The sequence below is a fragment of the Mucilaginibacter rubeus genome (assembly GCF_003286415.2).
In the GTDB taxonomy this organism is placed as follows: Bacteria; Bacteroidota; Bacteroidia; order Sphingobacteriales; family Sphingobacteriaceae; genus Mucilaginibacter; species Mucilaginibacter rubeus_A.
Genome location: NZ_CP043450.1, coordinates 3818546 through 3843853, shown reverse-complemented (window position 1 = coordinate 3843853; position 25308 = coordinate 3818546). Strand labels below are relative to the sequence as shown.

The 25308-nt window shown below is 42.6% G+C and carries 30 protein-coding genes; 16 read left to right on the top strand and 14 right to left on the bottom strand.

Going from position 1 to position 25308, the window contains the following annotated elements:
- The first annotated feature begins 2 nt into the window (after window positions 1-2).
- Together DEO27_RS15125 and DEO27_RS15120 are read left to right on the top strand one after the other, a co-directional pair.
- Window positions 3-563 (top strand): isochorismatase family protein, encoded by a 561-nt coding sequence (locus DEO27_RS15125; protein ID WP_112573840.1) that lies wholly within the window; start codon window positions 3-5, stop codon window positions 561-563.
- 155 nt (window positions 564-718) lie between these two features.
- The gene (locus DEO27_RS15120; protein ID WP_223817949.1) at window positions 719-1375 is read left to right on the top strand and encodes a phosphatase PAP2 family protein; all 657 of its coding nucleotides are present in this window, start codon (window positions 719-721) and stop codon (window positions 1373-1375) included.
- Between the two features lie 203 nt (window positions 1376-1578).
- Here the strand turns inward: DEO27_RS15120 and DEO27_RS15115 are convergent, their stop codons facing one another.
- Together DEO27_RS15115 and DEO27_RS15110 are read right to left on the bottom strand one after the other, a co-directional pair.
- On the bottom strand, window positions 1579-1770 hold the full coding sequence (locus tag DEO27_RS15115; RefSeq protein ID WP_112573839.1) for a hypothetical protein: 192 nt from the start codon (window positions 1768-1770) through the stop codon (window positions 1579-1581).
- Window positions 1771-2046: 276 nt separating this feature from the next.
- The gene (locus tag DEO27_RS15110) at window positions 2047-3030 is read right to left on the bottom strand and encodes a hypothetical protein (RefSeq protein WP_112573838.1); all 984 of its coding nucleotides are present in this window, start codon (window positions 3028-3030) and stop codon (window positions 2047-2049) included.
- A gap of 360 nt (window positions 3031-3390) precedes the next feature.
- Between DEO27_RS15110 and DEO27_RS31990 the strand changes: the two genes are divergently transcribed.
- Window positions 3391-3525, top strand: coding sequence for an STAS-like domain-containing protein (locus tag DEO27_RS31990; protein WP_190295434.1), 135 nt, complete (start codon window positions 3391-3393; stop codon window positions 3523-3525).
- Between the two features lie 502 nt (window positions 3526-4027).
- Here the strand turns inward: DEO27_RS31990 and DEO27_RS15105 are convergent.
- A complete protein-coding gene (locus tag DEO27_RS15105; protein ID WP_112573837.1) occupies window positions 4028-4507 on the bottom strand; it encodes a Dps family protein in 480 nt (159 codons plus the stop codon).
- 95 nt (window positions 4508-4602) lie between these two features.
- Here DEO27_RS15105 and DEO27_RS15100 point away from each other — a divergent pair, with 95 nt between their 5' ends.
- From DEO27_RS15100 to DEO27_RS15090, 3 genes are read left to right on the top strand one after another with little or no spacing between them, the layout of a single operon-like run.
- A complete protein-coding gene (locus DEO27_RS15100) occupies window positions 4603-5367 on the top strand; it encodes a DUF4905 domain-containing protein (RefSeq protein ID WP_190295099.1) in 765 nt (254 codons plus the stop codon).
- Between the two features lie 22 nt (window positions 5368-5389).
- Window positions 5390-6409, top strand: a complete 1020-nt coding sequence (locus DEO27_RS15095; protein ID WP_112573835.1) for a LysM peptidoglycan-binding domain-containing protein — start codon at window positions 5390-5392, stop codon at window positions 6407-6409.
- Window positions 6402-7034, top strand: a complete 633-nt coding sequence (locus DEO27_RS15090) for a uridine kinase (protein ID WP_112573834.1) — start codon at window positions 6402-6404, stop codon at window positions 7032-7034. The genes DEO27_RS15095 and DEO27_RS15090 overlap by 8 nt, the downstream gene beginning before the upstream one ends.
- Here DEO27_RS15090 and DEO27_RS15085 read toward each other — a convergent pair.
- The 3 genes from DEO27_RS15085 to DEO27_RS15075 all read right to left on the bottom strand — a co-directional run bounded on the left by DEO27_RS15085 (window position 7031) and on the right by DEO27_RS15075 (window position 9066).
- Window positions 7031-7372: a superinfection immunity protein gene (locus DEO27_RS15085; protein WP_112573833.1), complete on the bottom strand. Its 342-nt coding sequence runs from the start codon at window positions 7370-7372 to the stop codon at window positions 7031-7033. The two genes, DEO27_RS15090 and DEO27_RS15085, sit on opposite strands and share 4 nt — an antisense overlap.
- Before the next feature lie 219 nt (window positions 7373-7591).
- The gene (locus DEO27_RS15080; RefSeq protein ID WP_112573832.1) at window positions 7592-8248 is read right to left on the bottom strand and encodes a 3-oxoacid CoA-transferase subunit B; all 657 of its coding nucleotides are present in this window, start codon (window positions 8246-8248) and stop codon (window positions 7592-7594) included.
- 119 nt (window positions 8249-8367) lie between these two features.
- Window positions 8368-9066 carry a CoA transferase subunit A gene (locus DEO27_RS15075; RefSeq protein WP_112573831.1) on the bottom strand — a complete coding sequence of 233 codons (699 nt, stop codon included), beginning with the start codon at window positions 9064-9066 and terminating at the stop codon, window positions 8368-8370.
- A gap of 247 nt (window positions 9067-9313) precedes the next feature.
- Between DEO27_RS15075 and DEO27_RS15070 the strand changes: the two genes are divergently transcribed.
- Complete coding sequence (locus DEO27_RS15070) at window positions 9314-9871, top strand: hypothetical protein (protein ID WP_112573830.1); 558 nt, start codon at window positions 9314-9316, stop codon at window positions 9869-9871.
- A gap of 154 nt (window positions 9872-10025) precedes the next feature.
- Here DEO27_RS15070 and DEO27_RS15065 read toward each other — a convergent pair whose 3' ends face one another.
- From DEO27_RS15065 to DEO27_RS15050, 4 genes are all read right to left on the bottom strand, one after another.
- Window positions 10026-11111 carry an SGNH/GDSL hydrolase family protein gene (locus DEO27_RS15065; RefSeq protein ID WP_112573829.1) on the bottom strand — a complete coding sequence of 362 codons (1086 nt, stop codon included), beginning with the start codon at window positions 11109-11111 and terminating at the stop codon, window positions 10026-10028.
- Window positions 11112-11313: 202 nt separating this feature from the next.
- A complete protein-coding gene (locus DEO27_RS15060) occupies window positions 11314-11676 on the bottom strand; it encodes a VOC family protein (RefSeq protein ID WP_208645480.1) in 363 nt (120 codons plus the stop codon).
- Window positions 11677-11838: 162 nt separating this feature from the next.
- On the bottom strand, window positions 11839-14202 hold the full coding sequence (locus DEO27_RS15055) for an endonuclease MutS2 (protein WP_112573828.1): 2364 nt from the start codon (window positions 14200-14202) through the stop codon (window positions 11839-11841).
- A 4-nt stretch (window positions 14203-14206) separates the two neighbouring features.
- Window positions 14207-14782, bottom strand: a complete 576-nt coding sequence (locus DEO27_RS15050) for a DUF4296 domain-containing protein (protein ID WP_112573827.1) — start codon at window positions 14780-14782, stop codon at window positions 14207-14209.
- A 43-nt stretch (window positions 14783-14825) separates the two neighbouring features.
- Here DEO27_RS15050 and DEO27_RS15045 point away from each other — a divergent pair, with 43 nt between their 5' ends.
- The 6 genes from DEO27_RS15045 (at window position 14826) to DEO27_RS15020 (ending at window position 19645) form a co-directional block, all read left to right on the top strand.
- Window positions 14826-15515, top strand: a complete 690-nt coding sequence (locus DEO27_RS15045; RefSeq protein WP_112573826.1) for a YggS family pyridoxal phosphate-dependent enzyme — start codon at window positions 14826-14828, stop codon at window positions 15513-15515.
- Between the two features lie 132 nt (window positions 15516-15647).
- Window positions 15648-16163, top strand: a complete 516-nt coding sequence (locus DEO27_RS15040; protein WP_112574002.1) for a GNAT family N-acetyltransferase — start codon at window positions 15648-15650, stop codon at window positions 16161-16163.
- Window positions 16164-16174: 11 nt separating this feature from the next.
- Window positions 16175-16972, top strand: a complete 798-nt coding sequence (locus tag DEO27_RS15035) for a DUF3298 and DUF4163 domain-containing protein (protein ID WP_112573825.1) — start codon at window positions 16175-16177, stop codon at window positions 16970-16972.
- Window positions 16973-18229, top strand: coding sequence for an aspartate kinase (locus DEO27_RS15030; protein WP_112573824.1), 1257 nt, complete (start codon window positions 16973-16975; stop codon window positions 18227-18229).
- A gap of 4 nt (window positions 18230-18233) precedes the next feature.
- Window positions 18234-18686, top strand: a complete 453-nt coding sequence (locus DEO27_RS15025) for a DUF6756 family protein (RefSeq protein WP_112573823.1) — start codon at window positions 18234-18236, stop codon at window positions 18684-18686.
- Between the two features lie 98 nt (window positions 18687-18784).
- Window positions 18785-19645 (top strand): YitT family protein, encoded by an 861-nt coding sequence (locus DEO27_RS15020; protein WP_112574001.1) that lies wholly within the window; start codon window positions 18785-18787, stop codon window positions 19643-19645.
- Between the two features lie 84 nt (window positions 19646-19729).
- Here the strand turns inward: DEO27_RS15020 and DEO27_RS15015 are convergent, their stop codons facing one another.
- Both DEO27_RS15015 and DEO27_RS15010 read right to left on the bottom strand, forming a co-directional pair.
- The gene (locus tag DEO27_RS15015) at window positions 19730-20113 is read right to left on the bottom strand and encodes an acyl-CoA thioesterase (protein WP_112573822.1); all 384 of its coding nucleotides are present in this window, start codon (window positions 20111-20113) and stop codon (window positions 19730-19732) included.
- 78 nt (window positions 20114-20191) lie between these two features.
- Window positions 20192-21190: a beta-ketoacyl-ACP synthase III gene (locus DEO27_RS15010; RefSeq protein WP_112573821.1), complete on the bottom strand. Its 999-nt coding sequence runs from the start codon at window positions 21188-21190 to the stop codon at window positions 20192-20194.
- 221 nt (window positions 21191-21411) lie between these two features.
- On the opposite strand from DEO27_RS15010, the gene DEO27_RS15005 reads away from it, so the two are divergent.
- The 3 genes from DEO27_RS15005 (at window position 21412) to DEO27_RS14995 (ending at window position 23446) form a co-directional block, all read left to right on the top strand.
- Window positions 21412-22152, top strand: a complete 741-nt coding sequence (locus tag DEO27_RS15005; RefSeq protein WP_112573820.1) for an intradiol ring-cleavage dioxygenase — start codon at window positions 21412-21414, stop codon at window positions 22150-22152.
- A 69-nt stretch (window positions 22153-22221) separates the two neighbouring features.
- Window positions 22222-22743 carry a hypothetical protein gene (locus DEO27_RS15000; protein WP_112573819.1) on the top strand — a complete coding sequence of 174 codons (522 nt, stop codon included), beginning with the start codon at window positions 22222-22224 and terminating at the stop codon, window positions 22741-22743.
- A gap of 1 nt (window position 22744) precedes the next feature.
- Window positions 22745-23446, top strand: a complete 702-nt coding sequence (locus tag DEO27_RS14995) for a hypothetical protein (protein WP_112573818.1) — start codon at window positions 22745-22747, stop codon at window positions 23444-23446.
- A 75-nt stretch (window positions 23447-23521) separates the two neighbouring features.
- Here DEO27_RS14995 and DEO27_RS14990 read toward each other — a convergent pair whose 3' ends face one another.
- Window positions 23522-24286 (bottom strand): SDR family NAD(P)-dependent oxidoreductase, encoded by a 765-nt coding sequence (locus tag DEO27_RS14990; RefSeq protein ID WP_112573817.1) that lies wholly within the window; start codon window positions 24284-24286, stop codon window positions 23522-23524.
- A gap of 106 nt (window positions 24287-24392) precedes the next feature.
- The gene (locus DEO27_RS14985; RefSeq protein WP_112573816.1) at window positions 24393-25184 is read right to left on the bottom strand and encodes a carbon-nitrogen hydrolase family protein; all 792 of its coding nucleotides are present in this window, start codon (window positions 25182-25184) and stop codon (window positions 24393-24395) included.
- Window positions 25185-25308 lie beyond the last annotated feature (124 nt).

Sequence of the window (25308 nt, the reverse complement as noted above, 5' to 3'; positions counted from 1 at the left end):
CTATGATAACTACAATTGATCAAAATGCAGCATTGGTATTGATAGATTTGCAAAAGTACATCGTGCAGTTGCAATGCGCTCATCCGATGGACGGTATCCTTCAAAAATCGGCCCAATTGGTTGAAGCTTTCCGCAAAGCCGGTAAACCTATCGTTATTGTTCACGTTGAACCAATCAGCGGTTCATTTAAAACAAGGCGCGATGCCAAAAGTCCCGCTATGGCCGAACTTCCCGCCGACTGGAATGAAATCGCTCCCGAAATAAAAACTGAGCCAACTGATATTTTCATTATCAAGAAAACATGGGGCGCTTTTTATAATACAGCCCTGCATGAGGAGTTGCAGAAAAGAGGCGTCACCCAGATAGTACTGGCCGGTGTAGCAACAAGCATTGGTGTTGAAGGTACCGCGCGTTCGGCTAATGACTATGCCTACAACATTGCCTTTGCAAGCGATGCCATGACCGATATGTTTGCCGAAGCGCATGACCACAGCTTCAAATATATTTTCCCGAGGATTGGCGAGGTAGGTACTACTGCCGAGATCATTGAGAAATTGGGATAATGCTAATTATAAAGAGTGCCCGTATAGAGTTGCAGATGCCAGACTTACGAAGTTTCAAAAACTTCGTAAGTCTTTTCCGCACGCAGAAGGTATTTATAGCTACCTTCGCGTCATAGTGAAACCGCTAAAAGCGAAAGGTTTGTCAGCTATCGCCTATGAAAAAAATCTCCCCGCTTAAATTCCTGGTAGTTTTAATTCATGTGCAGGGTTTATTAACTTGTTTTACAAACAAGGCCTTCGCACAGGCCGATTCGGCAAAGATCACTGTGAATAGTCCGGCATTTATTCCTCCGGCTGTTCAACGCTGGGACGATCGTGTGATGATCGATCTGCAAAATCATCGCACCCCTGGTCAAACCGGCTTTTTTATGTTCCTCAGCAAAAATGTTTTGTATGGCGATATTGGCATTCCGGCCGGTTTGTTGGTAGGCGGAATTGTAAGTAACAATAAAGAAATGCGACAGAATGCGGGCTATGTAGCCAGCGGCACTGCGGTATCATACGGTTTTATGCTACTGATAAAACATTTGGTAAAACGACCGCGACCATTTATCCAGAATATCAATATTACACCGGTTTACCGGGCAGGCGGTACTTCATTCCCTTCAGGACATACTTCATCAAGTTTTGCCACGGCTACCGCCTTATCGGCTGCTTACCCTAAATGGTACGTGATAGCGCCATCCTTCTTTTGGGCAGGGGCTACCAGCTATTCAAGAATGTACCTCGGCGTTCATTATCCAACAGATGTAGCCGCGGGTTTAACATTGGGTGTGGGTAGCGCGGCGGCAATGTCTTTTTTGAGGAAATAAATTTTATCGTTATTTAATAGCTATCTTTATTTATCAAATCTAAATTTATGATTGCCATTCTTGATTTTTTACTCGGATTGCTGCTCACCGATTGGAAGCGCATACGAAGGCTTAAATGGAATCGGAATAGATAAGCATATGTTATGGCTTTTTTCAGCTATATCTAATAAAACTTCCACTTCAATGTTAATAATAGGAGGGGTTTATTCGGAGCGATTAGGGAAAGAGTAGATTTCTAAACCTTCTTCGCTCCATGTGGAAACTTGAGATAGTTTGTTTTTGTAGACAGATGATTCCGTCTTTAATTCTTGTTGTATAATCACTCCAAGCTCCTTAAGTATTTGTTTAACCAAAATGCTTTTGCCATCAGGAATATCTATTACTAATCTTACCATGATAAATTCAAAGATAGAATGATTGCAGAAAACCGTTATGCGGATGTTATCATCACCGTTGTTACGGGGTTTTGGATCTTCAGCAATCGATGTGCCCTCGGGCTTCGTTAAAGCGTTGCTGGCCCGATCCGAGTGCCCTGTAGTAATAGCTTCTCATAAACCTGGGGTGTTTTTTTATCGTAAAGTTTGATATAGTGCGGTAACAATACCGACCAGAAGCAAAAAAACCTTCAGTCTTTTCGACTAAAGGTTTTTTTGACATTTTCAGATCATATATTACCAGGATACGTTGGCTGTGTAAGTACTTTTACCATCAACATTCCACGGTGGCAATACTTTTGCGTAGTAATTGCCTGTTAAGGTAACCGTTATATTTGGTCGAGATGCTTGAAATGTACATAAAGTATAGTCAAGCTTGGTGATATCTGTTTCTGACAAATTAATGTTTGAACCATTTACGTAACTTAAAGTTCCGTTACCGGTATTGAAAAAAGCAACCTGAAAATTCATGCCGGTTATCTTTTTTTCATAAGTCTCCGAAGAGGTAGGTAACCAGTTCCCAGGTTTGTTGCCACCTAAATATTCTTGTTTTATACGTGTGCGTACATAACATATCGAAGTTTGGCCGGCAGCTTCAACATAATTGAAAATTTCAAATACAAATTTACGTTGGCTGTTAGGATCTCCGTTTCTTAAAAATTGATATTGATAACGTGCATCAGTTCCGCCTCCGGGAAGCGATGTGCTTTCTGTAGAAAGAGAACCAGATTTAACAATAGATGAAGTGCTTATCGGCACAACCCCTGCTTTGAATTTTAACGTTGCAATTGAGGGGTCTTTTTTAATTTTATTTAACAATGCTTCATCATTATTGGGAACCAAATATTTGTAACCATTATTAAAATAAACAATCGTGTCGGCTATCATATACTCGCCTTTATTGTTTAAAATAGCCCCATAGAATGTGGGAAAGTCGAAGCTGTCGTAAATTCGTGATGCTGATGAATCGCTTCTTAATGAGATAAAATTAAAATCACTTTCCCATTTTGTTAAGTAATTCGAGTCTTTATTAATCAATGTGCTTACGGTTTCTTTAAAAGCGTTGCTGTTTTTAAATACCAGCCTGCCGTTTTTACTTGTAACAGGCGCAGCAGAGATTTTATCTTCATCTTGCACATTTTGGTGAATTTCCTTTTTGCAAGAAAAGATTGTTGTAGCGATAGCAATAAGTGCTAAATTAATAAACAGATTTTTTTTCATGATAATTGTTTAGATATGCAACAAATATAACAAAAAAGCATTTATTTAACTGTTAATAAAATAATAATTAATTATTATTTTATTAACTTAAGTTGAGGGTTCATAAAAGGGAATAGCGAGTGAGCAAATAAGGATAACTTTGAGTTACCACACTTAAAGCAAACGATCAACCATACAGCCCGACACAGGTATAACGAATTGATCCGGAATATCCTGAATCTCTCCAGAGGTTTCAGCTGCATATCATCGTCTTTTACTAAGGGTTACTAATGAAACCCTTAAGCGTATTCGCAATATTTTTTTAAAGTGGTGAGAAGATCAATGGCAAGTTCAAGTTCCTAAAAAAATCAATTAGCTGAGATATCCTTTACCGGCAGTACACCAATCTCGTCTTCTTTCTTTAACTCCAGCTTTGGCGAACTTATTGAACCGTTTGGTTATAATAAAGTAAACGATTCGGTCAGGATAGTAGGCATTTGTTGTCAAAACGACTGAAAAACTTATTCTGAAACTTGAGCAGTTATAGATTACTTTTTTCTTTTAACAAACTCAATACCCCAACCTGAACCTGGTCGATAATAGACCAATCAGTAGCTATATAAATATCGGTGGTTTTACGGCTAAGGTCGATGTGATCGATAAGCTCGAAAAAAAGATAGCAAAACTTAACGACTTAGGATGAATCCGAAATTTGCATTTTTTTTCATAAATCCTCAAAAATGCGTGTATGCGCATGAAAAAAGCCCTTAGCTGTATTGCTAAGGGCTTGAGTTATTAGTTTTCCTACAAGGGCTCGAACCTCAATCTTCAGAGCCAGAATCTGACGTGATACCATTACACCATAGGAAAATAACAGAACATATTCACCATCAAAACAGTGGCAGTTTGTACAGTGCAAATATACTAAATATGCAGGCTGCTGTAAACCCCGTTTTGCAAAAAAAGCCGTACCGGGATTAATACGGTACGGCTTTTTTACGGTATGATTATTCGTGGATTAGTCTTCGTTTACGAATGAACGCAGCATCCAGGTATTTTTTTCGTTAAACTGCATGAAACGGTTAATCATATCATTGGTGCCGTCGTCACCAGCTTCTGCGGTGATATTCAGTATTTCACGTTCCATTTTAATTAATGAGGCCAGGTCATCAATAATAGCTTTAACCATCAGGGTATCTTTCAAGCCAATAGTCTGGATCTCTTTGATGATTGATGTTTCGATATAATCTTTAAAGGTGCTGATAGGAGGTTTGCCAAGGCTCAGGATCCTTTCGGCAAGCTCGTCGATGGTGACCAATGCCGCAGTGTACAGTTCTTCAAATTTCAGGTGCAGGGTAAAAAAGCTTGTGCCTTTAACGTTCCAGTGGCAGCCGCGCAGTTTTTGATAATGGATATGATAGTTTGCCAACAGATCGTTCAGGTGGTCAACTACCGGTTTTACTTTAACTTCTTCGAGGCTTATTTCTTTTGCGTCCATAAATAATAGTGATGTTTTTAAGTGTAACATGCCGCTGCCGGCAATGTTTGGCAAAGGTAAACAGTTTTGATTTTAATGAGCATATTTGCAACTTTATGACTTCGCTTTTACCCTTCATCAGCAAAACTTACCAGGCCCCGGTTTGGCGTATGGAAATTGACGAGATCAGCCAAACGCTGTTCCTCGAAATAAGGGACCATGTCAATAAACAGGTTAGTTTTTCGGCCTTGAGCCTGCAACACGGCGGTGTTTATTTTGAAGGTTTTACCACACCCGAACGCTGGCTTACCGGTATTGAGGCCGCTTATGATGGTGTTTTGCTGCTGCATAATTACCAGTCGGCAACAGGGCCGATACATAAGGGTATCACCGCTATTGAAGCTGTATCTGGCAAAGAATTGTGGAGCAATTTTACTTTAGCCTTTGATCATCTGTCGGCCAATGGTCCTGTGGTTTATAACGCCCAGTTACAACCCCGGAAGTTATTGTTAATTGATGTAAAAACGGGGGCTACTTTAAGAGGGTATGAACCGGTTATCGATCAACCTCAGGATAATAAGATCGTGAGCCCCCAACTGTTGCCTGCCGCGGAAGTAAATAATTTATATTTACCGCTTAGCGTACATGCAAATGCGGTTCATTATATCGGCTACAATAGTTTCAGAATTGTATCTTTGCACACGCTTTTGCAGGAGCATCTTGAACAGCACTTGTTTGTATATAACGAGGAGGGTACCCTTTTGTATCATGATTTGTTACACAACGCTATACAAAAAATGCAACCCGAGGCGTTTGTACTACATAATAATCAGCTTATCTATTTAAAAAACAGATCGGGCTTAATAGTGTTGAAATTGTAATTTACTGTATTTATAAATTATCATGAAATTTAAGATTTTATTATTGGTCACTCCTTTACTCACATTCTCCATATCAATTTTTGCTAACCCGCTTGCCGACTCAGTTGGTGTTGAAAACCTTAACGGTAAAAAGGTAATTGTTCATAAGCTCGATCCCAAAGATAACTACTACTCAATAGGCCGCCGTTACAACGTTAGCCCTAAAGCCATTATACAATTTAATAATAATGCACCGCTTAAAATCGGAGGTACAATAAAAGTTCCTACTGAGTTGCCTTTTTCTGGCGAGTCTGCGTCTGCTGCCCAACCCGCAAAACAGGTAGCGACAACTACTCCGCCGCCTGCGCAACAACAGCAAAATAAGCCTGTTACACAAGCTCCGGTTCAGCAAAGCAAACCACAGGTTCAGCAACAGGTAAGTTCACCTGCCCCTGTAGTACAAACTGCAGTAGCCAAAACGCAACAGGCAGTTGCTGATACTGTTAAAAAAGTAAGCATGCTTAATGTACAGCAATACAAAGTATCAGCAGGCGAGACCTTATATTCTATCGCTAAACGTTTTAATACTTCTGTAGATGATATTAAAGCACTTAATAAACTAAGTTCTGATTCTGTAGCCCCCAACCAGGTTATTAACGTGCGCACCGGTTTACCTCCTCAGGAAACTAAAGAACCGGTAATGCAACGCGACTCGACTACTGTTGTAGCGCAACAAGATACCACCGGTGGAGATCACGGCAAAGCCAACCGTTTTGGCCTGTACGAAAAAATTGAGAAAGGTGTAGCCACCTGGATGGACGATGCCGGTTTAGATCCTAAAAAGGAACTGGTACTGCACCGTACAGCGCCAATTGGCACCATCATTAAAATTACAAACCCTATGAACAATCATACCACCTTTGCAAAGGTTGTTGGCCGTTTTACCGATAACGAAACAAACAAAAATGTTTTGATCATCATGACCAAAAACACTGCCGATGCTTTAGGTGCTTTAGACAAACGTTTCCAGGTAAATATCAGCTACGGTAGCCCGAATGAATAAACCTTATATTATTGGAATTGCCGGCGGAAGCGGCTCAGGCAAAACCTTTTTCTTAAAGTGCTTTTTAGAACATTTTACTGCCGACGAGGTGAGCCTCGTATCGCAGGATGATTATTACATTCCGGTAGCACATAACATGACGAAGGAAGAAAACAAAGAGTATAACTTTGATCTTCCTTCAACTATTGATCACGAACATTTTCAGCAGGATATCAGCAAGCTTTTAAATAAGGAAGCTATCCTGAAGCAGGAATATACTTTTAATAACCCCGATGCTATCCCTAAAATGATAGAGATCAAGCCGGCACCTATTTTAATAGTGGAAGGTTTGTTTATTCTACATTTTAAAGATATTGCCGAGTTGCTTGATCTGAAGGTTTTTATCGATGCTGATGAAGATGTAGCGCTGCAGCGTCGTCTTAAACGCGATTTGATAGAGCGTGGCTATTCGCATGATGATGTGATGTACAAATGGATCAATCACGTTGTACCGGCATATAAAGAATACCTGCTGCCTTATAAAGATGAGTGCGATCGTGTGATCACCAACAACACTCACGTTGCAGAGGATATTATGGTGATTACCGAAGAGATCTCGGCCGATTTAAGGAAGAAGCTTTTTTAATGCGGATTATTGCCTAAGATGTTTCTGAGGGCATTGTCATAATCTGTTTTAGTGATAACCCCCGCATCAAATTGGTTTTGCAGGGCTCGAAGTTTAAGCGCGTTTTCGGTTGTATATCCAGGATAGCCTGGTTTATAATGATCCAAAGGCGCTTTTTCTTTTTCAAATGCCCATACAAGTGCCATAATCCAACCGATGATGGTCCAACCCAGAAACAGGTTAAGCAGGAAGATCGATTTAAAGTCGGCCTTTTCGCGGGCTACAATGGCAGGTATAAAATACAGCAGACCGGCTATGGCCATGCCAATCATCCCAACTATTCCAAACATGAAATCCATGTTTTAAAGATAGTGTTTCTCATATTGCAAAACTACTGTCATTTCGAACGAATGGGCAGGGGATTGAGGGCTGTTATGAGGAGAAATCTTATACGCCAGGTGTTTAAACATTGCCTGTTCATTAGCATGACGTATAAGATTTCTCCTCACTGCAATCGCACGAAGGCTCTCCCGCTCGTTCGTTCGAAATGACAATAAGGTTAGTAATTTCGGGCTTATTTAAACCATTATCTCCGGCACATCTCCCTCAACAATAAGTTTCCCGGCTGTAGCCTGTTTAATTTCTTCAACACTTACACCCGGCGCACGTTCTATTAGCCTGAAACCACCTTCTGGTAAAACGTCATATACACCGAGTTCGGTCACTATTTTTTTTACGCAGTGCACACCTGTTAGCGGTAAACTGCATTGGGGCAGGAGCTTTGATTCGCCTGCTTTATTTACCTGTTGCATGGCTACAATGATGTTTTCTGCTGATGCAACCAGATCCATAGCACCACCCATGCCTTTAACCATTTTGCCGGGGATTTTCCAGTTGGCGATATCGCCGTTTTCGGATACTTCCATAGCACCAAGGATGGTGAGGTTTACTTTTTTAGCCCTGATCATCCCAAAACTCATAGCCGAATCAAATATGGCCGAGCCGGGCAGTATGGTGATGGTTTGTTTGCCCGCGTTAATAATGTCCGGGTCTTCTTCGCCGTCAAAAGGAAAGGGCCCCATACCCAGTAAGCCATTCTCTGATTGTAGTACCACATCCATGGTATCAGGTATATAATTGGCCACCAGTGTAGGTATGCCAATGCCGAGGTTAACATAGTAACCGTCTTTTATTTCTTTCGCTATTCGCTTTGCGATGCCTTGTTTATCAAGCATAATCTTCTTTATTAAATCATGTCATTGCGAGGAGGAACGACGAAGCAATCTCGTAGCTATACAGATCGGACATGCATAGGCTACGAGATTGCCACGCTTCGCTCGCAATGACATATTCTTTATTGTTTGTTCCTCACCGTTACATGTTCAATCCGTTTTTCATAGTCCACACCCTGAAAAATTCTATGCACATAAATACCGGGTGTATGGATATGATCAGGGTCAAGTTCGCCGGGTTGTACCAGTTCTTCTACTTCGGCAATGGTTATTTTACCGGCCATGGCCATTACCGGGTTAAAATTGCGGGCGGTAGAACGGTATACCAGGTTACCCATAGTATCGCCCTTCCAGGCTTTTACAATGGCGAAATCGGCATCAAAGGCCATCTCCATTAAATAATCCTTGCCATTAAAATTGCGTACTTCCTTGCCTTCCGCCACTTCGGTTCCTATACCGGCAGGGGTAAATATGGCGGGCATACCATAACCGGCAGCCATACAGCGGGTGGCCAGCGTACCTTGTGGTATCAGGTCAACCTCCAGTTCACCGCTTAACAGCTGGCGTTCAAATTCGGCATTTTCACCTACGTACGATGAGATCATTTTTTTTACCTGGCGTTGTTTCAGCATCAGACCGATACCGAAGTCATCAACCCCGGCATTGTTGGAGATACAGGTGAGTTGTTTAACCCCTTTTTTCACCAGCGCGGCAATACAATTTTCGGGCAACCCGCATAAACCGAAGCCGCCCAGCATGAGGGTCATGCCGTCGGTAATGTCGCGGATAGCCTCGTCGGCACCACTAACTACTTTATTCATATATTATAATTGGTTATCGTAAATGTACTAAATATGCTTTACAGATGGCTGTAAACAGATAACGTAAATAAAGTTTCGTCATTGCGAGGAGGTGCGACGAAGCAATCGCATGCTATACAGGGCGGTCGTGCTTCTGTGCTGTTGCCGCGCTATCGCTCGTAATGACATAAGCAGATTGATTTATAGGTTTAATAAAACAATTAGAAAATTATTTTATTAATAATTAATACATCAAATATCAAAACCTATGGAATTAAGAGATGAAGAGTTGAGCAGCGATGAGCTTAATCGCCCCGAACAGGAAGAGAACAAACCTAACGCATACCGTGTGGAGGATGATCATAACGAGGAAGAAAAAGACCTGAAAAGGAGCTACCTGTTTGGTAGTTCGGAAATGAAAAGCCCGGACGATGAAGGCATGGAGGGTAAAGGTATGGGCGGGCAAAATTTCGGTCAGAACAACATTACCCCGGCAGGAAATGATAAAGACAATCCTTCGCAAATGGCCGGCAACAACAACGAGTACTTTAACCGTACTCAACCTGCCGAAGAACACCCGGAAAACAGCAATTTTAAAGATCCAAACCAGGCGGGCAATGCTAATTACAGCGATGTGATCAGTGCTTCGCAAAACGGCCGGTCAGAAGAGGATACTGGCGAAACTGAAACCGATGATAAAAAGCCCAACCCACAACAGCCATACCAGGAAGGGACTGCCGATGACGACGGGGATAGCGAAAAGAAACAGCAAACAAATATCCCCGGCCCAAATGAAGTGCCCGATCAGCAGAAGGTAGGGGAGTAATAATATCTCTTAATAAATCCATGTCATTGCGAGAAGGAACGACGAAGCAATCGCATGCTATACAGAGCGGTAGTGCTTCCGTGCGATTGCCACGCTTCGCTCGCAATGACATGTTTTATTTCTCTCTACGTTTGTGATTTTAAAAAAGCCTTAATCACCACTTAACCGTCTTCTCCATAAAGGCAATCAAATCATCGGCCATGGCTTGTTGCTCTTTAAGGCTTGGGTGACCTGGTGTGTTTTTGTATGGAATAAAATGGGTATAGATCTGCTTGTCGTTTAAAGCGGCAACGGCCTTTTCAATATAGCCGGGCCAGGGCGATCCCGCTTTGGTTGCATCCATACTGCCTAACGCGCAAATGATCTGCGCTTTGGGATAAGTCTTCCGGATATTTTTTACAAAATCTTTATAAGCTTTTATGATCTGGTCAGGCTCTGGCGCTTTGGTGCCAAAACGCTCTTTAAATTGTGGATTGTTGGGCTGGTTTACAATCCATGAGTCATTCTGAAACAGGTTAATCACCACAACATCAGGTGTATACTTTTTGAAATCCCAGATGCTTGTTGGGTCTGTTGGATCCAGGCGGTTATACATTTCGGGCATGATGAGCGGAAACCAGCTTACCGTGATGCCGATACCACTTTTTGAGGTACAAACATACTGTGCATCAAAGTGACGTGCGGTTAGCGCGGCATAGCTCAGATATCCGTTTTCGTAAGGGGCCGTACCACGGTCTTGCCCGGTAGTGTCCTCATCGGCATACCCACAGGTGATGGAATTACCGAAAAACTCGATCTTACGCTTTTTAGCCTCCGGTGGCGGGAGTGCTGTACCCTCTTTAGCTAAAATAAACTGGTAAAAAAGAGTTTTGCCTTTATCCCATTCGGTACGTTTAAATAATTCGAGGGTGTGTTTGCCGGCCGGCAGATTTTCGGCCAGTGTGTAGGCCTGCTTAGTATTATCAAGGTGGATGGTGTTGATCACTTTATCATCAACAACGATGGTATAATAATTTTCACCACGTTCGTCCTGCATCAGGGCCGACGCGCCGGTTCCGTTGAAATTGATTTTGAGTGATGAACCTGTCCAGTAAAGTTCGGCAGCTTCATCGGTTTGGTTAATGCGCCCGGTATAACGGATGCGTTGATCTTTGCTTTTAAGTATAACGCTTTGAGCGGCGCAGGTATTTATAGTGCCGGTAAAAGCAATGAAAAGTATAAGGAAATATAGTTTGCGCATTTTTAAGTAGGTTTTTGCCCTTTAAAAATAGGAAATTATGCTAAATTAATGCAGCAAAAAATCCCCTCTTGAGAGGGGGCGCGGCGGGAAAGAGGGGTTGCAGGGGTGTGTTTATGCGATTAGTATGTAAACAAAGCGAAACACACCCCTCCGCCCCTCTCAAGAGGGGAATCGCGCATACCCTTGCTTTTATATTCGGTTATCACTCAATCGGCATCCCGAATTGCAGCAGGTAACCGTTGTAGTCAAAAACACCAAACTCGCGCATACCGTAATTAAAATCCTCAATAGGATAGCAAATTACTGCCCTGTCTTTAAGTTCGCTCCATAATAGGTCTACCTTATCGGTACGGATATAAAACGAGCCTGTAAATTTAGGCACAGTGAATGATGCGTTATCAACCGGTAAAGCAAACATGATTTCGATATCATCGCGGCTTACGGTAGCCCATCCCCAATCTTCATCGTATCCGATACAGGTAAAGCCGAGGTTAGTAACATAAAAGTCGACAGTTTCCCGTACCTGCCGGGTGTATAACATAGGGGCAATAGATTTTAAAGACATATATTGAAATAAGTTAAGGTACAAATACTGAAAACGTAATTGTGATTAAAAGCGTCATTGCGAGGAACGAAGCAATCCCCGATAAGCAGAGCCACTCTGTATGGTTTGGGATTGCTTCGTTCCTCGCAATGACGCTTTTTTAGTGGTTTCTTAACCTTACGTTTACTTCAAATATACATAAGTTATTCCATCCCCACCACGGTCTGCGTGTTCATCTTCCATGCGGTCAACCTGCTCGTATTTTTTGAGGTACTGCCTGATCATTTTACGCAAAATGCCATCGCCTTTACCATGAATGATCTTGAGGTTGTTAAAGCCCATCATTAGCGCCCTGTCGAACAGTTTTTCAATGGCATGCAGCGCATCTTCGGTACGCTGGCCACGCACGTCAATCTCCGGACTAAAACTGGCCATATCATTAGTTTGAGCGCTGAAACTCCGCCTGATCTCCTTAGGTACCGATGATTTGGAAACTTTAATCACTCGTTTCTTTTTAGCAACGGTTCGCAAATCGCCAATAGCAATCACCACATTTTCTTTAATGATCTCAATTACCTGCCCTGTAGTTTCCGAATCGGTAAGTTTCACCCAGTCGCCCGGTTTTAATTCCTCATCGGCAGGGGCGGCAGGTTTAGGCATTTCTGCCTTAACGGTGTTCTTTTTAAGTTCAACGTTAAGGTTTTCACGTAGCTGTCTGGTTTTTTCCTTATCGGCATTACTACTCTTAATTTCAGAAATAGTGTTTTCAACCAGCTTGTTGGCGTTCAGGATAATATTCTTGGCCTGGTCCTTGGCTTCTTTAATGAGTGTGCGCTTATTTTCTTCGAGATAGCTTTTCAGTTTCTCGTTTTCGGCAAGCAGCTCATTTACCTTGCGCTGTTGTTTATCCAGTTTTTGTTTAGTTTCAAAAATGGAGCGTTTTTCACGTTCCAGGTCAACCAGTAAGGTATCAACCTTTTTTTGCCCTTCGCTTATTTTGTTTTTGGCGAGGTTAAGCACGTTGGCCGGTAAGCCAATTTTCTGGGCAATTTCAAAGGCGTACGAACTACCGGGTTTACCAATTTCCAATTGATAAAGCGGCCTCATTTCAACGTTGTTGAACAACATTGACGCGTTTTCGATCCCTTCGGTATTGCTGGCAAATATTTTAAGGTTGGAGTAGTGGGTTGTTACCATGCCCTTAACCTTTTTTTGGTTGAGTGCTTCAAGAACGGCCTCAGCAATCGGTCCGCCAAATTGCGGATCCGTACCGGTACCAAACTCATCTATCAGGATCAGGGTTTTGCCGTTGGCCTGCTCCACAAAGTTTTTCATTTTGGAGAGGTGGGCGCTGTAAGTACTCAAATCGCTTTCAATCGACTGGTCATCACCGATATCCACAAAAAGCTGCTTAAATACACCTACAACACTCGCTTCATCGGCAGGGATCAGCAAACCGGCCTGTACCATCATTTGCAGTAAGCCAACGGTTTTCATACAAACAGATTTACCGCCGGCGTTAGGGCCAGATACCACGATGATACGGGTACCTTCGTCTATCTGCATATTGAGCGGAACCACCGTTTTTTTCTCGGCCTTAAAGTTCAGGAACAAAAGCGGGTGGCGGGCATTATATAGTTTTACCCTGGCCTCATTTACAACCTGCGGCATTTCGGCCTCAATATCGATGGCAAACAGGGCTTTGGCGCGTACAAAGTCAAGCTTGGTTAACAAACTATGATAGGAGAGTAGTAAAGGTACGTAAGGCCTTAATTCGTTGGTTAAAGCGGTTAGGATCTTTACAATCTCGCGGCGGCGCTCAAATTCCAGGTCACGGATGCGGTTGTTGAGTACGAATACTTCTTCAGGCTCAATGTAAACAGTTTGGCCCGAAGCTGATTCGTCATGAACAAAGCCTTTCAGCTTACGTTTATTTTCTGCCAGCAGGGGGATCACCAAGCGGCCATCGCGTATAGTTAGTGAACCATCGGCAGCCCAGCCGTTTGATGTAGCATTTTTAAACACCATATCAATCTTTTTGCGGGCTTCCTGCTCGGCTTTGGCAATGCCTGTGGTTATTTCCATCAGCTCGCGCGATGCATTTGGCCTGATCTTGCCTTTCTGGTCAATTACCGCGTCAATCTTCTTAAGGATAGCCTTTTCAATAGGCAGGTGTTCAAAAAGGGCTTCGAGGTTGGGGTAAAGGCCTTCGCGCTCATTAAAGTAAGCTATTACAGCAAATACTGTGGTGAGCGAGGCTTGTACCTGGTAAAATTCTTCCTCGGTTAAAAAAACGCCCTCTATGCGGGCTTTATTGGCAAGGGTTTTTATGTCGAAAAAATGCTGAATGGGCAGGGCCTCATCATTAACCAGGATATTCTTAAACTCATTTGCCTGGCTCAGGAATTTATGTATCTGGTCATAATTGCTCATCACCTGGATCTTGTCAACCATTTGTTGACCCATTTCGCTCAGGCAATGTGCTTTTATCAGTTCTTTTATTTCGGTAAAACCCAGCTTATCTACACTGTTTTGGGGGTAAAGCATCAGGTTATGACTTTAAATTTCTTAACGAATCGGCTATGTGTTTTGCCTTTCTTTTGCGAAGGTCAAGTTTTTTAGCCGGATCGGTTTTGGGTTTAGTTTTTAAATTTTCTAATGAATCGGCTCTGCGGGCTGCCGGGTTTTCATGAGGCACAGGCTTCTTTGCCGAGTCGGTTTTAGTTTTAATATTTAAGTTTTTTAACGAATCGGCCCTGTGAGCGGCTTTGCTTTGTTCAAGCTGCACTTTGTTAAGCGAATCGGTTTTGTTTTTAATTTTGATATCCACCTGGTCATAAATGGCCAGTAGCTTATCGGGCTGCGTGGCGTAATACCGCATGCTTTTGTTAAAATGAGCGGTATCGGTATGCAGGCGCTGAAACATGGCAACGTATTTACCCGCACCGTATTTGTACAAACTATCCGGCACTTGAGTGGCATTGTACAGGGTGCCATCAATAATGTGCATCTCGGTCAAAACTTCGGCCATTGCTGCCGGTTTAAGCACATCGCCGGGAACACTTTTGCCATTGCAGGCACATAAAAAAAGTGCTGCAGAAAAAAACAAGGTTATATATTTATGCATTCAGTAATTTAGCGGCTGATTAATTAAGCAAATTTACGGATAAATGAGCATTGCAGATAACATCAAAAGCTTAAAAAAGGAAACGGAAGCAGATAAGGTAATATTATTGGCGGTATCAAAAACAAAACCGGTAACCGATATACAGGAAGCTTATGATGCCGGTCAGCGGTTGTTTGGCGAAAATTTGGTGCAGGAAATGATTGAAAAATACGATCAGCTTCCCAAAGATATTGAGTGGCATTTAATAGGGCACCTGCAAACTAACAAGGTAAAATATATCGCGCCCTTTGTAAGCATGATCCAATCTGTTGATAGCCTCAAGCTTTTGCAGGAGATCAACAAGCATGCTGAAAAAGCCGGACGGGTGATTGATTGCCTGCTGCAGATTTATATTGCAGACGAAGAAACCAAATACGGACTGGGTTTTGACGAGGCTATTGAACTACTTCGCTCAGAAGAGTATGCTACGCTGAAAAATATCCGGATCCGCGGATTGATGGGCATTGCCACCAATACCGACAACGAAAAACAGATCAAGGAAGAGTATTACGAACTGAATACTTTTTTTGAAGGCATAAAACTGAGCTACTTCCGGAAAGAGGAAAGCTTTGATATCCTGTCGATGGGTATGTCGTCAGATTATAAACTGGCCATTGAGCAGGGGAGCAATATGGTAAGGTTAGGCAGCACCATATTTGGCGGCCGCGTGATCAAGCATTGGAAAAATAATTGATTGAACGTCCGATGTCATTGCGAGCGCAGCGTGGCAATCGCACGGAGGCATGGCCGCTCTGCGTAGTATGTGGTTGCTTTGTCGCTCCTCCTCGCAATGACATGGTTTTTGGGTAACTGCGAAACAATAAAAATGAGCAATACAGAAAATAAAATTGAAAGTCACCCTCTTCAGGGAGCGGGGGAAGTAATCATAAGGGAAGCTATTCAGGCAGATTGTCCGCGTTTGATGGAGCTGGTTCATGAACTGGCCCTGTATGAAAAAGCACCTGAAGAGGTTACGGTTACCTTACAGCACTTTGAAGACGCCGGCTTTGGCCCTAACCCTGTTTGGAAGGCCTTTGTTGCCGAAGTTGATGGCATTGTTGTTGGCTTTGCTGTATACTATGTCCGCTACTCTACCTGGAAAGGTAGTCGCATGTACCTGGAAGACCTGATTGTGACCGAAGATATGCGCGGTAAAAAGATTGGTAAAATGCTTTTCGACAGGTTGATCCAGGAGGCCAAGGAGCGTGGCTTCAGCGGAATGGTTTGGCAGGTGTTGGACTGGAATGAACCAGCCATTAACTTTTACAACAAATACGGCGCGAATATTGAAGCGGGTTGGTTAAATGCGTCTCTTTCAAGAGAGCAGTTATTAAACTACTAAAAACTATACCTATGAAAAATCTGTGCCTGTTGTTTTTTATTGCCCTGGGGCTGTCATCGTGCCAATGGGGAGTACCTAAAAAAACACCGGAAAAACCGGTTGATACACTGCACTATGTTTATAAAGTAATAAAAGCACGGGCTGCAGATTGCGGCACTAAAGCAGATAGCGCCTGCACGGTAGTAAAGGTCAACTACCCGGTTTTTGATAGCGCCAAAGCTTTAAATGATACCATAGTAAACAAACTAACCGTGATGTTTGCGATGGACGGTAAAGCCGATAGCAGCCTGGAACTGATGACCAAAAACTTCCTGAAGTCATACGATGATTTTAAAAAGACAGACCCGCGTACCGGTATGTTTTTTACGCTGGATGATTCTGTTAAAGTTATCCACCAGGATTCGAGTCTCGCTGCACTTCAAGTGAGTGGTTATAGCTATCAGGGCGGCGCGCATGGCGGCTCATTTACCGGATTTATTAACTGGGATACTAAAGCCGGTAAAAACCTGAAACTTGATGATGTTTTTATCAGTGGTTATCATGATAAATTAACAACAGTAGCCGAAAAGATTTTCAGGAAAAATGAAAAACTAAGCGACACCGCATCACTGAAGGATAACTATTTTTTCAAAGATGATAAATTCGCGCTGAATGAAAATTTTTCCATCACGCCTTTTGGTATCAAGTTTTTGTATAACCAGTACGAGATAAAGCCTTATGCGGCCGGTATCACCGAATTATTTATTCCTTATACACAGATCAAATCATTACTACAGCCTAATACGGTTGTAAGTCAATTCATCAAATAAATGCTTGTTTTTAAATTCGGAGGGGCATCGGTTAAGGATGCTGCAGGTGTTATCAACCTTGCTAATGTTGTAAAACAATATACAGACAAACAATTGCTTATCGTGGTATCGGCCATGGGCAAAACTACCAACGCGCTCGAAAAGCTTACCAAGGCTTATATGGATCAGGCCGATGATATGCACGATATCTTTAACGAGATCAAGGAGTATCATTATAACATCCTGGGCGGATTGTTTGAGCCTCGCCACCCGGTATTTGATGAAGTAGCCAATACCTTTGTGGAGATTGACTGGGCTATTGAAGATGAACCTCATGATAGCTACGATTTTGTATATGATCAGATCGTATCTATTGGAGAATTGGTATCAACCCGGATTGTTAACGCTTATTTAAACCAGGCCGGCCTGAAAAGCAAATGGCTTGATGTTCGTGGGTATGTACATACCGATAATACTTACCGTGAGGGCATTGTTGAGTGGGAGAAAACCAAAGCAAGTATCAGCAAGGATCTTCCGGGATTGCTCGAAAAGAGTATCGTTGTAACTCAGGGTTTCCTGGGCGGTACATCTGAAAATTTCACAACCACGCTTGGCCGTGAAGGTTCGGATTATACGGCTTCAATATTTGCCGCCTGTTTGAGCGCCGAATCGGTAACTGCATGGAAAGATGTTCCTGGCATACTGAATGCTGATCCGCGATACTTTACCGATACTGTTAAGTTTGAAGAGTTATCTTATACAGAAGCCATCGAGATGACCTATTACGGGGCAAGTGTTATCCACCCTAAAACCATTAAACCTTTACAGAACGCTAAAATCCCGCTATTGGTAAAGCCATTTACTAATCCTTCGGCATCAGGTACCGTAATTAAAGAAGACGGACATAACCAATTTACCAAGCCGGTAATCATCCTGAAGCAAAACCAGATACTGCTATCGGTATCGGGTAAGGATTATTCATTTATTACCGAAGATCACCTGAGTGACGTGTTTCGCCTGTTTGCACAAAACAACATCAAAGTGAATGTTATGCAGACTTCGGCACTAAGTTTTTCTGTTTGTTTCGACCTGAATGAGGAGCGTTTTGAAAAACTGTTAACAGGCCTTAAACAGGATTTTAAGGTGAAGTACAATAATGGCTTAACACTTATTACTGTACGCCATGATGGTGTAAATGCCATTAAAGAATTAACCGAAGGCAAAACAGTTTTACTGGAGCAGATCAGCAGGAATACGATACAGGTGGTGGTGAGGTAATAAAATGGGCGAGGTAACAATAGAAATAGAAGCTGCAATAGCCGAGTTAAAGCTTGATAAGAGTATTATATCAAAAATTGACCCTCAATATAACAGTCTGCTATATTTTGAGTTACTTGCCTTTTTTGTTAAAGGTAATGATAGGAGATGGTGGTGGGAAGCTTTTAAATCTTCTTTCAGTTTTAAAAGGTTGGATTACCCTCCCAATAGCTTTTCAGAAATTATTCCAGATCTAACCCGAAAGGTATGGCTAATGATTGAAGATGATCAGGAACCATTTTATCCGATTTATGATGTTGATCCTAATTATATATGTAACATTTTAAATGAGTGTTTTGGCTTTGAGTATTATATAATAGACAAAGATTACAAGTGGCTACTTTGTGAAAATCATCATGGTTCACTCATTGGTATTGGAGACCTATTAAAAGAACACAATCTATCATTGATCGTTTAATTGCTAATTAAACACTATTGTTAATAATTTAGACTGATTGGTCTTAGCTATTTCATCCTTCAATGCCCGCCTTTAGCCTCAAAAAAGTATATTTGGGCATGAAGGTAATCAACATCATCAGGGATTCGGCTAATATTGGTATCGGGATTTTATCGGCAGCGTTTGGATTAAAAGGCTTTTTGTTATCAAGCCATTTTATTGACGGCGGTGCTACCGGCGTTTCCATGCTGATATCAGATATTACCTTTTTGCCCATATCTATATTGATCTTTGTTATCAATGTCCCGTTTCTGTGGCTTGGCTACCGGAAGCTCGGTCTTTGGTTTGCTATAAAAAGTACCATAGCTATAGCATTACTTTCCTTATGCCTCGCTGTAGTTAAGTTTCCGGATGTAACCCATGATAAGTTACTTACCGCCGTATTTGGTGGTGTATTTATTGGCATGGGCAGCGGTTTGGCCATGCGCGGGGGAGCAGTCCTTGACGGTACCGAAATAGCCGCGGTACTGGTGAGTAAAAAAACACAGCTACTTAAAGTGAGCGACTTTATCCTGTTGCTTAACGTTTTGATATTTGGAATTGCCGCGTCGGTACTGGGGGTAGAACCTGCCATGTATTCGATATTAACCTACATGGCCGCCGCTAAAATGATTGACTTTTTATTGAATGGTATAGAACAATATTCAGGTATTACCGTGATATCCACTAAGAGTGATGCTATCCGCAGGGCTATCACCGTTACCCTTGGTCGTGGAGTTACCATATACCAGGGCAAAAGCGGTTACGGCAAGGATGGTCATGTTAATGATCCCCGCGATATCGTTTTCACAGTAGCAACTCGTTTGGAGATCCCGTCCCTAAAACAAACTATTCTCCGCATTGATCCCAAAGCGTTCATAGTCCAACAAAGTATTGATGACACTACGGGTGGCTTATTGAAGCGCAAGAAACTTCATTAAGAAGCTTAAAGCCTAAAGCCGAATGCTGAAAGCTTTTTTTCTTTTTTTTTCGCTTTCGGCTTTGAGCTTTATGCTTCAAATTGCTTACAAAACGTTTATCGGGTGTTTGTGCTCATCAATGGCCACAAAGGTGAATGTGCCGGTGATGGCCTTTTCGCGTACGAAGGAATACATTTCTTCAATAAAAATTTCAACCGAAACTTTAAGGCTGGTGTTGCCTATGTGCGATATGTTGCCAACCAGTTCAATAATGGTGCCTGCGGGAATAGGGCGCTTAAAGTCGATCCTGTCTGATGATACTGTAACCATCCTTTTACGGGTAAAGCGGGTGGCTGTGATAAAGGCAACTTCATCCATCATGGCCATCGCCGAACCGCCGAAAAGTGTATCGTAATGATTGGTATCACTTGGAAATACCGTTTTAAATATTCTTGATTCCGCCTCCTTAATTCGTTCTTCGGTTGTCATACTCATAGTATATTAATAAATAAGGCTTTCCTGTGATAAAGGAAAGCCTTTGTATTTTTAGATTGTGTTATAAAGGTATTATCTTAGTTTGCCCCATTTTAAATAAGTGGCCCCCCATGAAAAGCCTGCACCAAATGCAGTCAGGATCACGTTATCGTTCTCTTTGAAATCGGCTTTGTAATCCCACAACGCCAACGGGATGGTAGCGGCTGTAGTGTTACCGTAGCGGTCGATATTGATCTTAACACGGCTTTCCGGTAAACCCAATGCATCGCCTACGGCATGGATAATGCGGTAGTTAGCCTGGTGAGGGATCAGCCAGTTAATATCATCAATGGTGAGGTTGTTGCGTTGCAGGATGGAGGTACAGCTTTCAGTCATACCTTTAATGGCTGCTTTGAAAACCACGCGACCGTCCTGACGGATATAATGTAGTTTGCCATCGATAGTTTCTTCTGAGGCCGGGTTCATTGAACCACCACCAGGAACATATAAGTGTTCGCGTCCGTGGCCGTCAGTTTTAAATACACTGTCGACAACACCGGTATCTTCGGTTGAAGCTTCAAGCAATACAGCTCCCGCGCCATCGCCAAAAAGGATACAGGTATTACGGTCGGCATAGTTAACGATGGCACTGTTTTGATCGGCGCCGATAACTATTACTTTTTTATAGCGGTTGCTTTCAACCAGGCTTGAGCCAAGAGTAAATGCATAAAGGAAACCACTGCAGGCCGCGTTAACATCAGATGCCCAGGCGTTGTTTAATCCGCATTTGTCGCAAACAATACTGGCTGTCGAAATCAGCAGGTAATCAGGGGTAGAAGTAGCTACAATTACGCACTCAATTTCAGAAGGGGCAACTTTGGCATTTTCAAGTAAATTTTTTACTGCAAAGGCCGCCATGTCTGAAGTAGCAAGTGTCCGATCGGCAAGAATCCTTCTTTCCTTAATCCCTGTACGCGAAACTATCCAATCGCTGTTGGTGTCAACCATTTTTTCTAAATCGCTATTAGTTAAAATGTTGTCAGGAACATAGCCGCCTACACCGGTAATAACCGCGCTACTTTTTAATGCCATAAATATTATATATTCTCAAAAAAACATGCAAAGATAGGGAAATTTGGCGGTTTAATGGTGTCATGCAACTGTATGATTATATAATTGCGTTTTCGGACACAGCAATAATTTACCATTTGTCGACACAAAAAGGCTTCTAAACGACACATCCTAAAACCTCAGTAACGTTCCTGTTACTTTTGAATCAACAACTTAGATTAAACTTAAAAGGAGAATATACAATGGAAAGAAAGAACTTTTTAAAAAGCCTGGTAATTGGCGCGCTATCAACCTCGGCATTGGTTGAAGCCTGTAAAAAAGATGCAGATACTGTTACAGGAACTACCACCACCTCGGGGAGTTCATCTTCCGGCAGCAGTTCAGGTTCAACCGATTCTGGTACTTGCAGTGTTGCGCCAACAGAAACTGAGGGCCCATACCCAACACATTCTCCTGCATCATATGTACGAAGCGATATTACCGACGGCCGTACCGGGTACAAGCTTACCGTGAAAATTACAATCAATAACAGCAATAGTAGCTGCGCCGCGCTTCCTTCGGCGCTGGTTGACATTTGGCATTGCGATGCTGAAGGTAATTATTCAGAATACGGCGGCAGCGGTTCGCAATCAACCAATTACACTTCGGTTCACTTTTTACGCGGCAGGCAAACAACCGATTCAAACGGACTGGTAACTTTTACATCAATATTTCCGGGTTGGTATACAGGGAGGGCAACGCATATCCATGTGCATGCGTATAATTCATCGGGTACCTCATTAAAAGTAACGCAGATTGCTTTCCCGGAGGGGACAGGCACGGCGCTGGCAGCAGTTAACGGTTATAGTAAGGGAATGAGCGGTTATACCTATAACGCTACCGATAATGTATTCAGCGATGGCTATTCGCTTGAGCTGGCAACGGTTACGGGTAACACTACCGACGGGTTTGTATTAAGCATTAGCCTGAGCGTGCCAGCCTAAAATTTTCATTTTGTTTTTTGTAAAAGGGCGTCGGTTACTGCCGGCGTCTTGTTTTCATTATTCTTTATTATGCAAAAGCGTGTGATTGTTTTGTGCTACCGTAAAGTGATCGATAACAGGTCGGTTAAACAGTGGGATAAGCTGGTGTTTGACAGCACTTACCTGGAATTTAAAATGCAGGCCCAGAATTTTAGCCAGGGAACAGCTTACACTTCCTATGCCGAGCTGATGAGAAACGTTGCTAATGCCCGGCGTTTAACCGGCATGGTAACACCATCGGCTACGGGTTATATTCAGCAGCTTGGCAGTATTATGCCCGATATTTTAAATAACGTGGGCAGGCGCTTTCTTACATTTAGCAGGTTTCAGTTCGAAATCATCAACTCTGATATTAATGATAAGGATAAACACCAGGTGGCGGTTAACTTTTATTCGGCTCCGTTGATCTGGCATGATACCATTGACAGTTATTTGCTGATCTCTGATCATCTGCCAGAAAATCAACCTTCCGCAGAGGGCGACGCCATATCAACCAATCTTATGCAGTTGCAACCATATGTAAATATCAGTTCATTACAATATCTTGATTAAAATGGAAATGATCTCACCGGGACAAATATATTTAGCCGATCAAAGGGGACTTGCGAAAACTCAGGTTTGGAGGCGTTACAGCAGTTTTAACTATGGTGATTACTTTAATGAGTATCGCAGGCCCTTCGGCAGGCTGGAGGTATGGAACGATGAAATGCTGGCGGGCGGTAAATCAGCTATGGTTACTGTCGAAAGCCCCTGCCGGTTTGTGTTAATACCCGTTACCGGCGAGGTGCTGTTAAAAAAGTCAAATGGCGATATGCGTTTGATTGATGTAGGAGAAGTATTCGTTGGCGGGGCAGTTGGCGGAGAGCGATTTGAGTTAATGAATCTTTATAAAAGCGACTGGATCAATTATATTTATTTGCAATTGAAAGATAATGAGGCTATAAACGCACCCTGCGACGAAGTTTTTAATTTCGAGCTTACCGGTAAACAAAATCAACTGATCAACGTGGTGCCGCATGCCGCAAATCATCCTTTTCGTTTACATATAGGGCAGTTCGGCGGGCGTATGGACGCGCTTTATCGGCTTCAAAGTGATAGTTCGTTATTTTATGCCTTTGTGCTTGCCGGTGCCTTTGAGCTGCAAGGTCGGCTGATGCATGAGCGTGATGGCCTGGCCTTATGGCAACTGGAAGAGGCCGACCTGGAAGCGTTAAGCAATAATGCGGTGGTTGTGATACTGGAAATATTATGGTGATTCTTTTTTCTCGATTTTATAATAAAAGCGTCTCTCAGGATTTCTGAGAGACGCTTTTATTTGGGGGGCTTTCGATTAAATAGCCATCCCGCCCGAAACTTCTATGCGTTGGCCGTTAACCCAACGCGCATCCTCAGTACATAAGAAAGCTACTACACCGCCGATATCTTCAGCAACGCCCGGTCGACCAAGGGCGGTGATGCTGCTCACCATTTTCTGAGTTTCTTCACTGTTACGCAAATGACCGCCGCCAAAATCAGTCATGATGGCGCCAGGGGCAACTACGTTAGCACGGATTCCTCTTCCTCCGAGTTCTTTAGCCAGGTAACGGGTGAAAATTTCTACCGCGCCTTTCATTGAAGCATAGGCAGAAGAACGGGGAACAGATACGCGGGTTAGTCCTGACGATACATTCACGATACCACCGCCATCGGCCATTAACGGGATCAGTTTTTGGGTTAAAAAGTATACGCCTTTAAAGTGTACGTTCAGCAGGTCATCAAAAAACTCCTCGGTAACATCGCTGATAGCGCTGTAGCCGCCCTGCCCCGCATTGTTCACTAAAAAATCAATATGATCGGCCCCGAATTTATCTGTTAATACTTCACGGAGTTTTTCGGTAAAGGCGTCGAAGCTTTTAATTACCCCGGTATTTAGTTGCAATGCCGCTGCCTTTGCTCCGGCTTGCTCAACCAGAGTAACAACTTTTGAAGCTTCTTCGGCATTGGTGTTGTAAGTTATAACAACGTCTATTCCTTTTTCGGCAAGCCTTAAGGCCATGTCCCTGCCTAAGCCGCGGCTACCGCCGGTTACTACCGCTATTTTATTTCTGTTTTCCATTTTGTTTTTTGTTTATGATACAAAAGTAAAACAGACAAGCAGCCAGGTGTTTGAATAAATCAATCCATTATTTGCAAAATTCAAATAATGGTTAAAATGGCGGCAATCAATAATCGTACAATTGCGGCTTAAACCGTTTGGCTAAATAGCCTGTGGCTTTTTCAATAGCTATATCTGCTATAATAACGCCGGTTGTTCCGTAAGCCTGGTAATTCAGAAGAGTACCATCCGGTGCGATAATTGAGCTTGCTGATTCCGGGTAAAGCGAGCCATAATTGGAGCTGGCAAAGTAGATGGTGTTTTCCAAAGCGCGCATCATCATTGCTTTTTCATAATACGGATTGGCCATGCTGCCCCATTCGGTAAGGATTGTACCTTCTGTATTACTACCAGAAAAATGCGGGTGAAAAACAATATGCGCGCCATTACGTGCCGCCCATCTTACCGATTCAGGATAGCGGAAACCTTCATGGCAAATGGTGATACCAAACTTTAACCCATTAATTTCAAAAACGCTTCTTTGAGTTCCCGCAACCCACATAGTATCTTCCGATGGATCTAACTGGTTTTTGGTTTGATAGCCAAGTACTTCGCCGGTGTCCGATATTACGTGCGCAATGTTTAATAACCCGTTTTCGCTGTACCAATCCATCGGCATAATCACTGCTATTTTGTTTTCGGCGGCCACCCGGCATACTTCATTTAATGCCTGCTGCAATATGGCGGGCGATGTTGGCTCTGGTTCGGCAATCATACCCGGGTATCCCGGTATGTATGATTCAGGAAAACAAATTACTTTCGCATCCTGGGCTGCTGCATCTTTGATCAGTTTTTCGGCCTGAGTTAAACCATCATTAATTGATTTGGGAAATGGGGGAGTGGCTATTGCTACTTTCATGAGGTATGAATCTATATGCTAAATTAAAAGTTTGATTTTACCCATCGTAACAATATCCTTTCAAGTGTCAGTTTTTTGTTTTAAAAATCCACCAGCTTGTAATGTTTGCGAAATATCATTGTAC

Excerpts from the sequence above, each read along its gene's own strand:
- DEO27_RS15125 (WP_112573840.1), top strand. The coding sequence starts at position 3 with ATGATAACTACAATTGATCAAAATGCAGCATTGGTATTGATAGATTTG.
- DEO27_RS15120 (WP_223817949.1), top strand. The coding sequence starts at position 719 with ATGAAAAAAATCTCCCCGCTTAAATTCCTGGTAGTTTTAATTCATGTG.
- DEO27_RS15115 (WP_112573839.1), bottom strand. The coding sequence starts at position 1,770 with ATGGTAAGATTAGTAATAGATATTCCTGATGGCAAAAGCATTTTGGTT.
- DEO27_RS15110 (WP_112573838.1), bottom strand. The coding sequence starts at position 3,030 with ATGAAAAAAAATCTGTTTATTAATTTAGCACTTATTGCTATCGCTACA.
- DEO27_RS15105 (WP_112573837.1), bottom strand. The coding sequence starts at position 4,507 with ATGGACGCAAAAGAAATAAGCCTCGAAGAAGTTAAAGTAAAACCGGTA.
- DEO27_RS15100 (WP_190295099.1), top strand. The coding sequence starts at position 4,603 with ATGACTTCGCTTTTACCCTTCATCAGCAAAACTTACCAGGCCCCGGTT.
- DEO27_RS15095 (WP_112573835.1), top strand. The coding sequence starts at position 5,390 with ATGAAATTTAAGATTTTATTATTGGTCACTCCTTTACTCACATTCTCC.
- DEO27_RS15090 (WP_112573834.1), top strand. The coding sequence starts at position 6,402 with ATGAATAAACCTTATATTATTGGAATTGCCGGCGGAAGCGGCTCAGGC.
- DEO27_RS15085 (WP_112573833.1), bottom strand. The coding sequence starts at position 7,372 with ATGGATTTCATGTTTGGAATAGTTGGGATGATTGGCATGGCCATAGCC.
- DEO27_RS15080 (WP_112573832.1), bottom strand. The coding sequence starts at position 8,248 with ATGCTTGATAAACAAGGCATCGCAAAGCGAATAGCGAAAGAAATAAAA.
- DEO27_RS15075 (WP_112573831.1), bottom strand. The coding sequence starts at position 9,066 with ATGAATAAAGTAGTTAGTGGTGCCGACGAGGCTATCCGCGACATTACC.
- DEO27_RS15070 (WP_112573830.1), top strand. The coding sequence starts at position 9,314 with ATGGAATTAAGAGATGAAGAGTTGAGCAGCGATGAGCTTAATCGCCCC.
- DEO27_RS15065 (WP_112573829.1), bottom strand. The coding sequence starts at position 11,111 with ATGCGCAAACTATATTTCCTTATACTTTTCATTGCTTTTACCGGCACT.
- DEO27_RS15060 (WP_208645480.1), bottom strand. The coding sequence starts at position 11,676 with ATGTCTTTAAAATCTATTGCCCCTATGTTATACACCCGGCAGGTACGG.
- DEO27_RS15055 (WP_112573828.1), bottom strand. The coding sequence starts at position 14,202 with ATGCTTTACCCCCAAAACAGTGTAGATAAGCTGGGTTTTACCGAAATA.
- DEO27_RS15050 (WP_112573827.1), bottom strand. The coding sequence starts at position 14,782 with ATGCATAAATATATAACCTTGTTTTTTTCTGCAGCACTTTTTTTATGT.
- DEO27_RS15045 (WP_112573826.1), top strand. The coding sequence starts at position 14,826 with ATGAGCATTGCAGATAACATCAAAAGCTTAAAAAAGGAAACGGAAGCA.
- DEO27_RS15040 (WP_112574002.1), top strand. The coding sequence starts at position 15,648 with ATGAGCAATACAGAAAATAAAATTGAAAGTCACCCTCTTCAGGGAGCG.
- DEO27_RS15035 (WP_112573825.1), top strand. The coding sequence starts at position 16,175 with ATGAAAAATCTGTGCCTGTTGTTTTTTATTGCCCTGGGGCTGTCATCG.
- DEO27_RS15030 (WP_112573824.1), top strand. The coding sequence starts at position 16,973 with ATGCTTGTTTTTAAATTCGGAGGGGCATCGGTTAAGGATGCTGCAGGT.
- DEO27_RS15025 (WP_112573823.1), top strand. The coding sequence starts at position 18,234 with ATGGGCGAGGTAACAATAGAAATAGAAGCTGCAATAGCCGAGTTAAAG.
- DEO27_RS15020 (WP_112574001.1), top strand. The coding sequence starts at position 18,785 with ATGAAGGTAATCAACATCATCAGGGATTCGGCTAATATTGGTATCGGG.
- DEO27_RS15015 (WP_112573822.1), bottom strand. The coding sequence starts at position 20,113 with ATGACAACCGAAGAACGAATTAAGGAGGCGGAATCAAGAATATTTAAA.
- DEO27_RS15010 (WP_112573821.1), bottom strand. The coding sequence starts at position 21,190 with ATGGCATTAAAAAGTAGCGCGGTTATTACCGGTGTAGGCGGCTATGTT.
- DEO27_RS15005 (WP_112573820.1), top strand. The coding sequence starts at position 21,412 with ATGGAAAGAAAGAACTTTTTAAAAAGCCTGGTAATTGGCGCGCTATCA.
- DEO27_RS15000 (WP_112573819.1), top strand. The coding sequence starts at position 22,222 with ATGCAAAAGCGTGTGATTGTTTTGTGCTACCGTAAAGTGATCGATAAC.
- DEO27_RS14995 (WP_112573818.1), top strand. The coding sequence starts at position 22,745 with ATGGAAATGATCTCACCGGGACAAATATATTTAGCCGATCAAAGGGGA.
- DEO27_RS14990 (WP_112573817.1), bottom strand. The coding sequence starts at position 24,286 with ATGGAAAACAGAAATAAAATAGCGGTAGTAACCGGCGGTAGCCGCGGC.
- DEO27_RS14985 (WP_112573816.1), bottom strand. The coding sequence starts at position 25,184 with ATGAAAGTAGCAATAGCCACTCCCCCATTTCCCAAATCAATTAATGAT.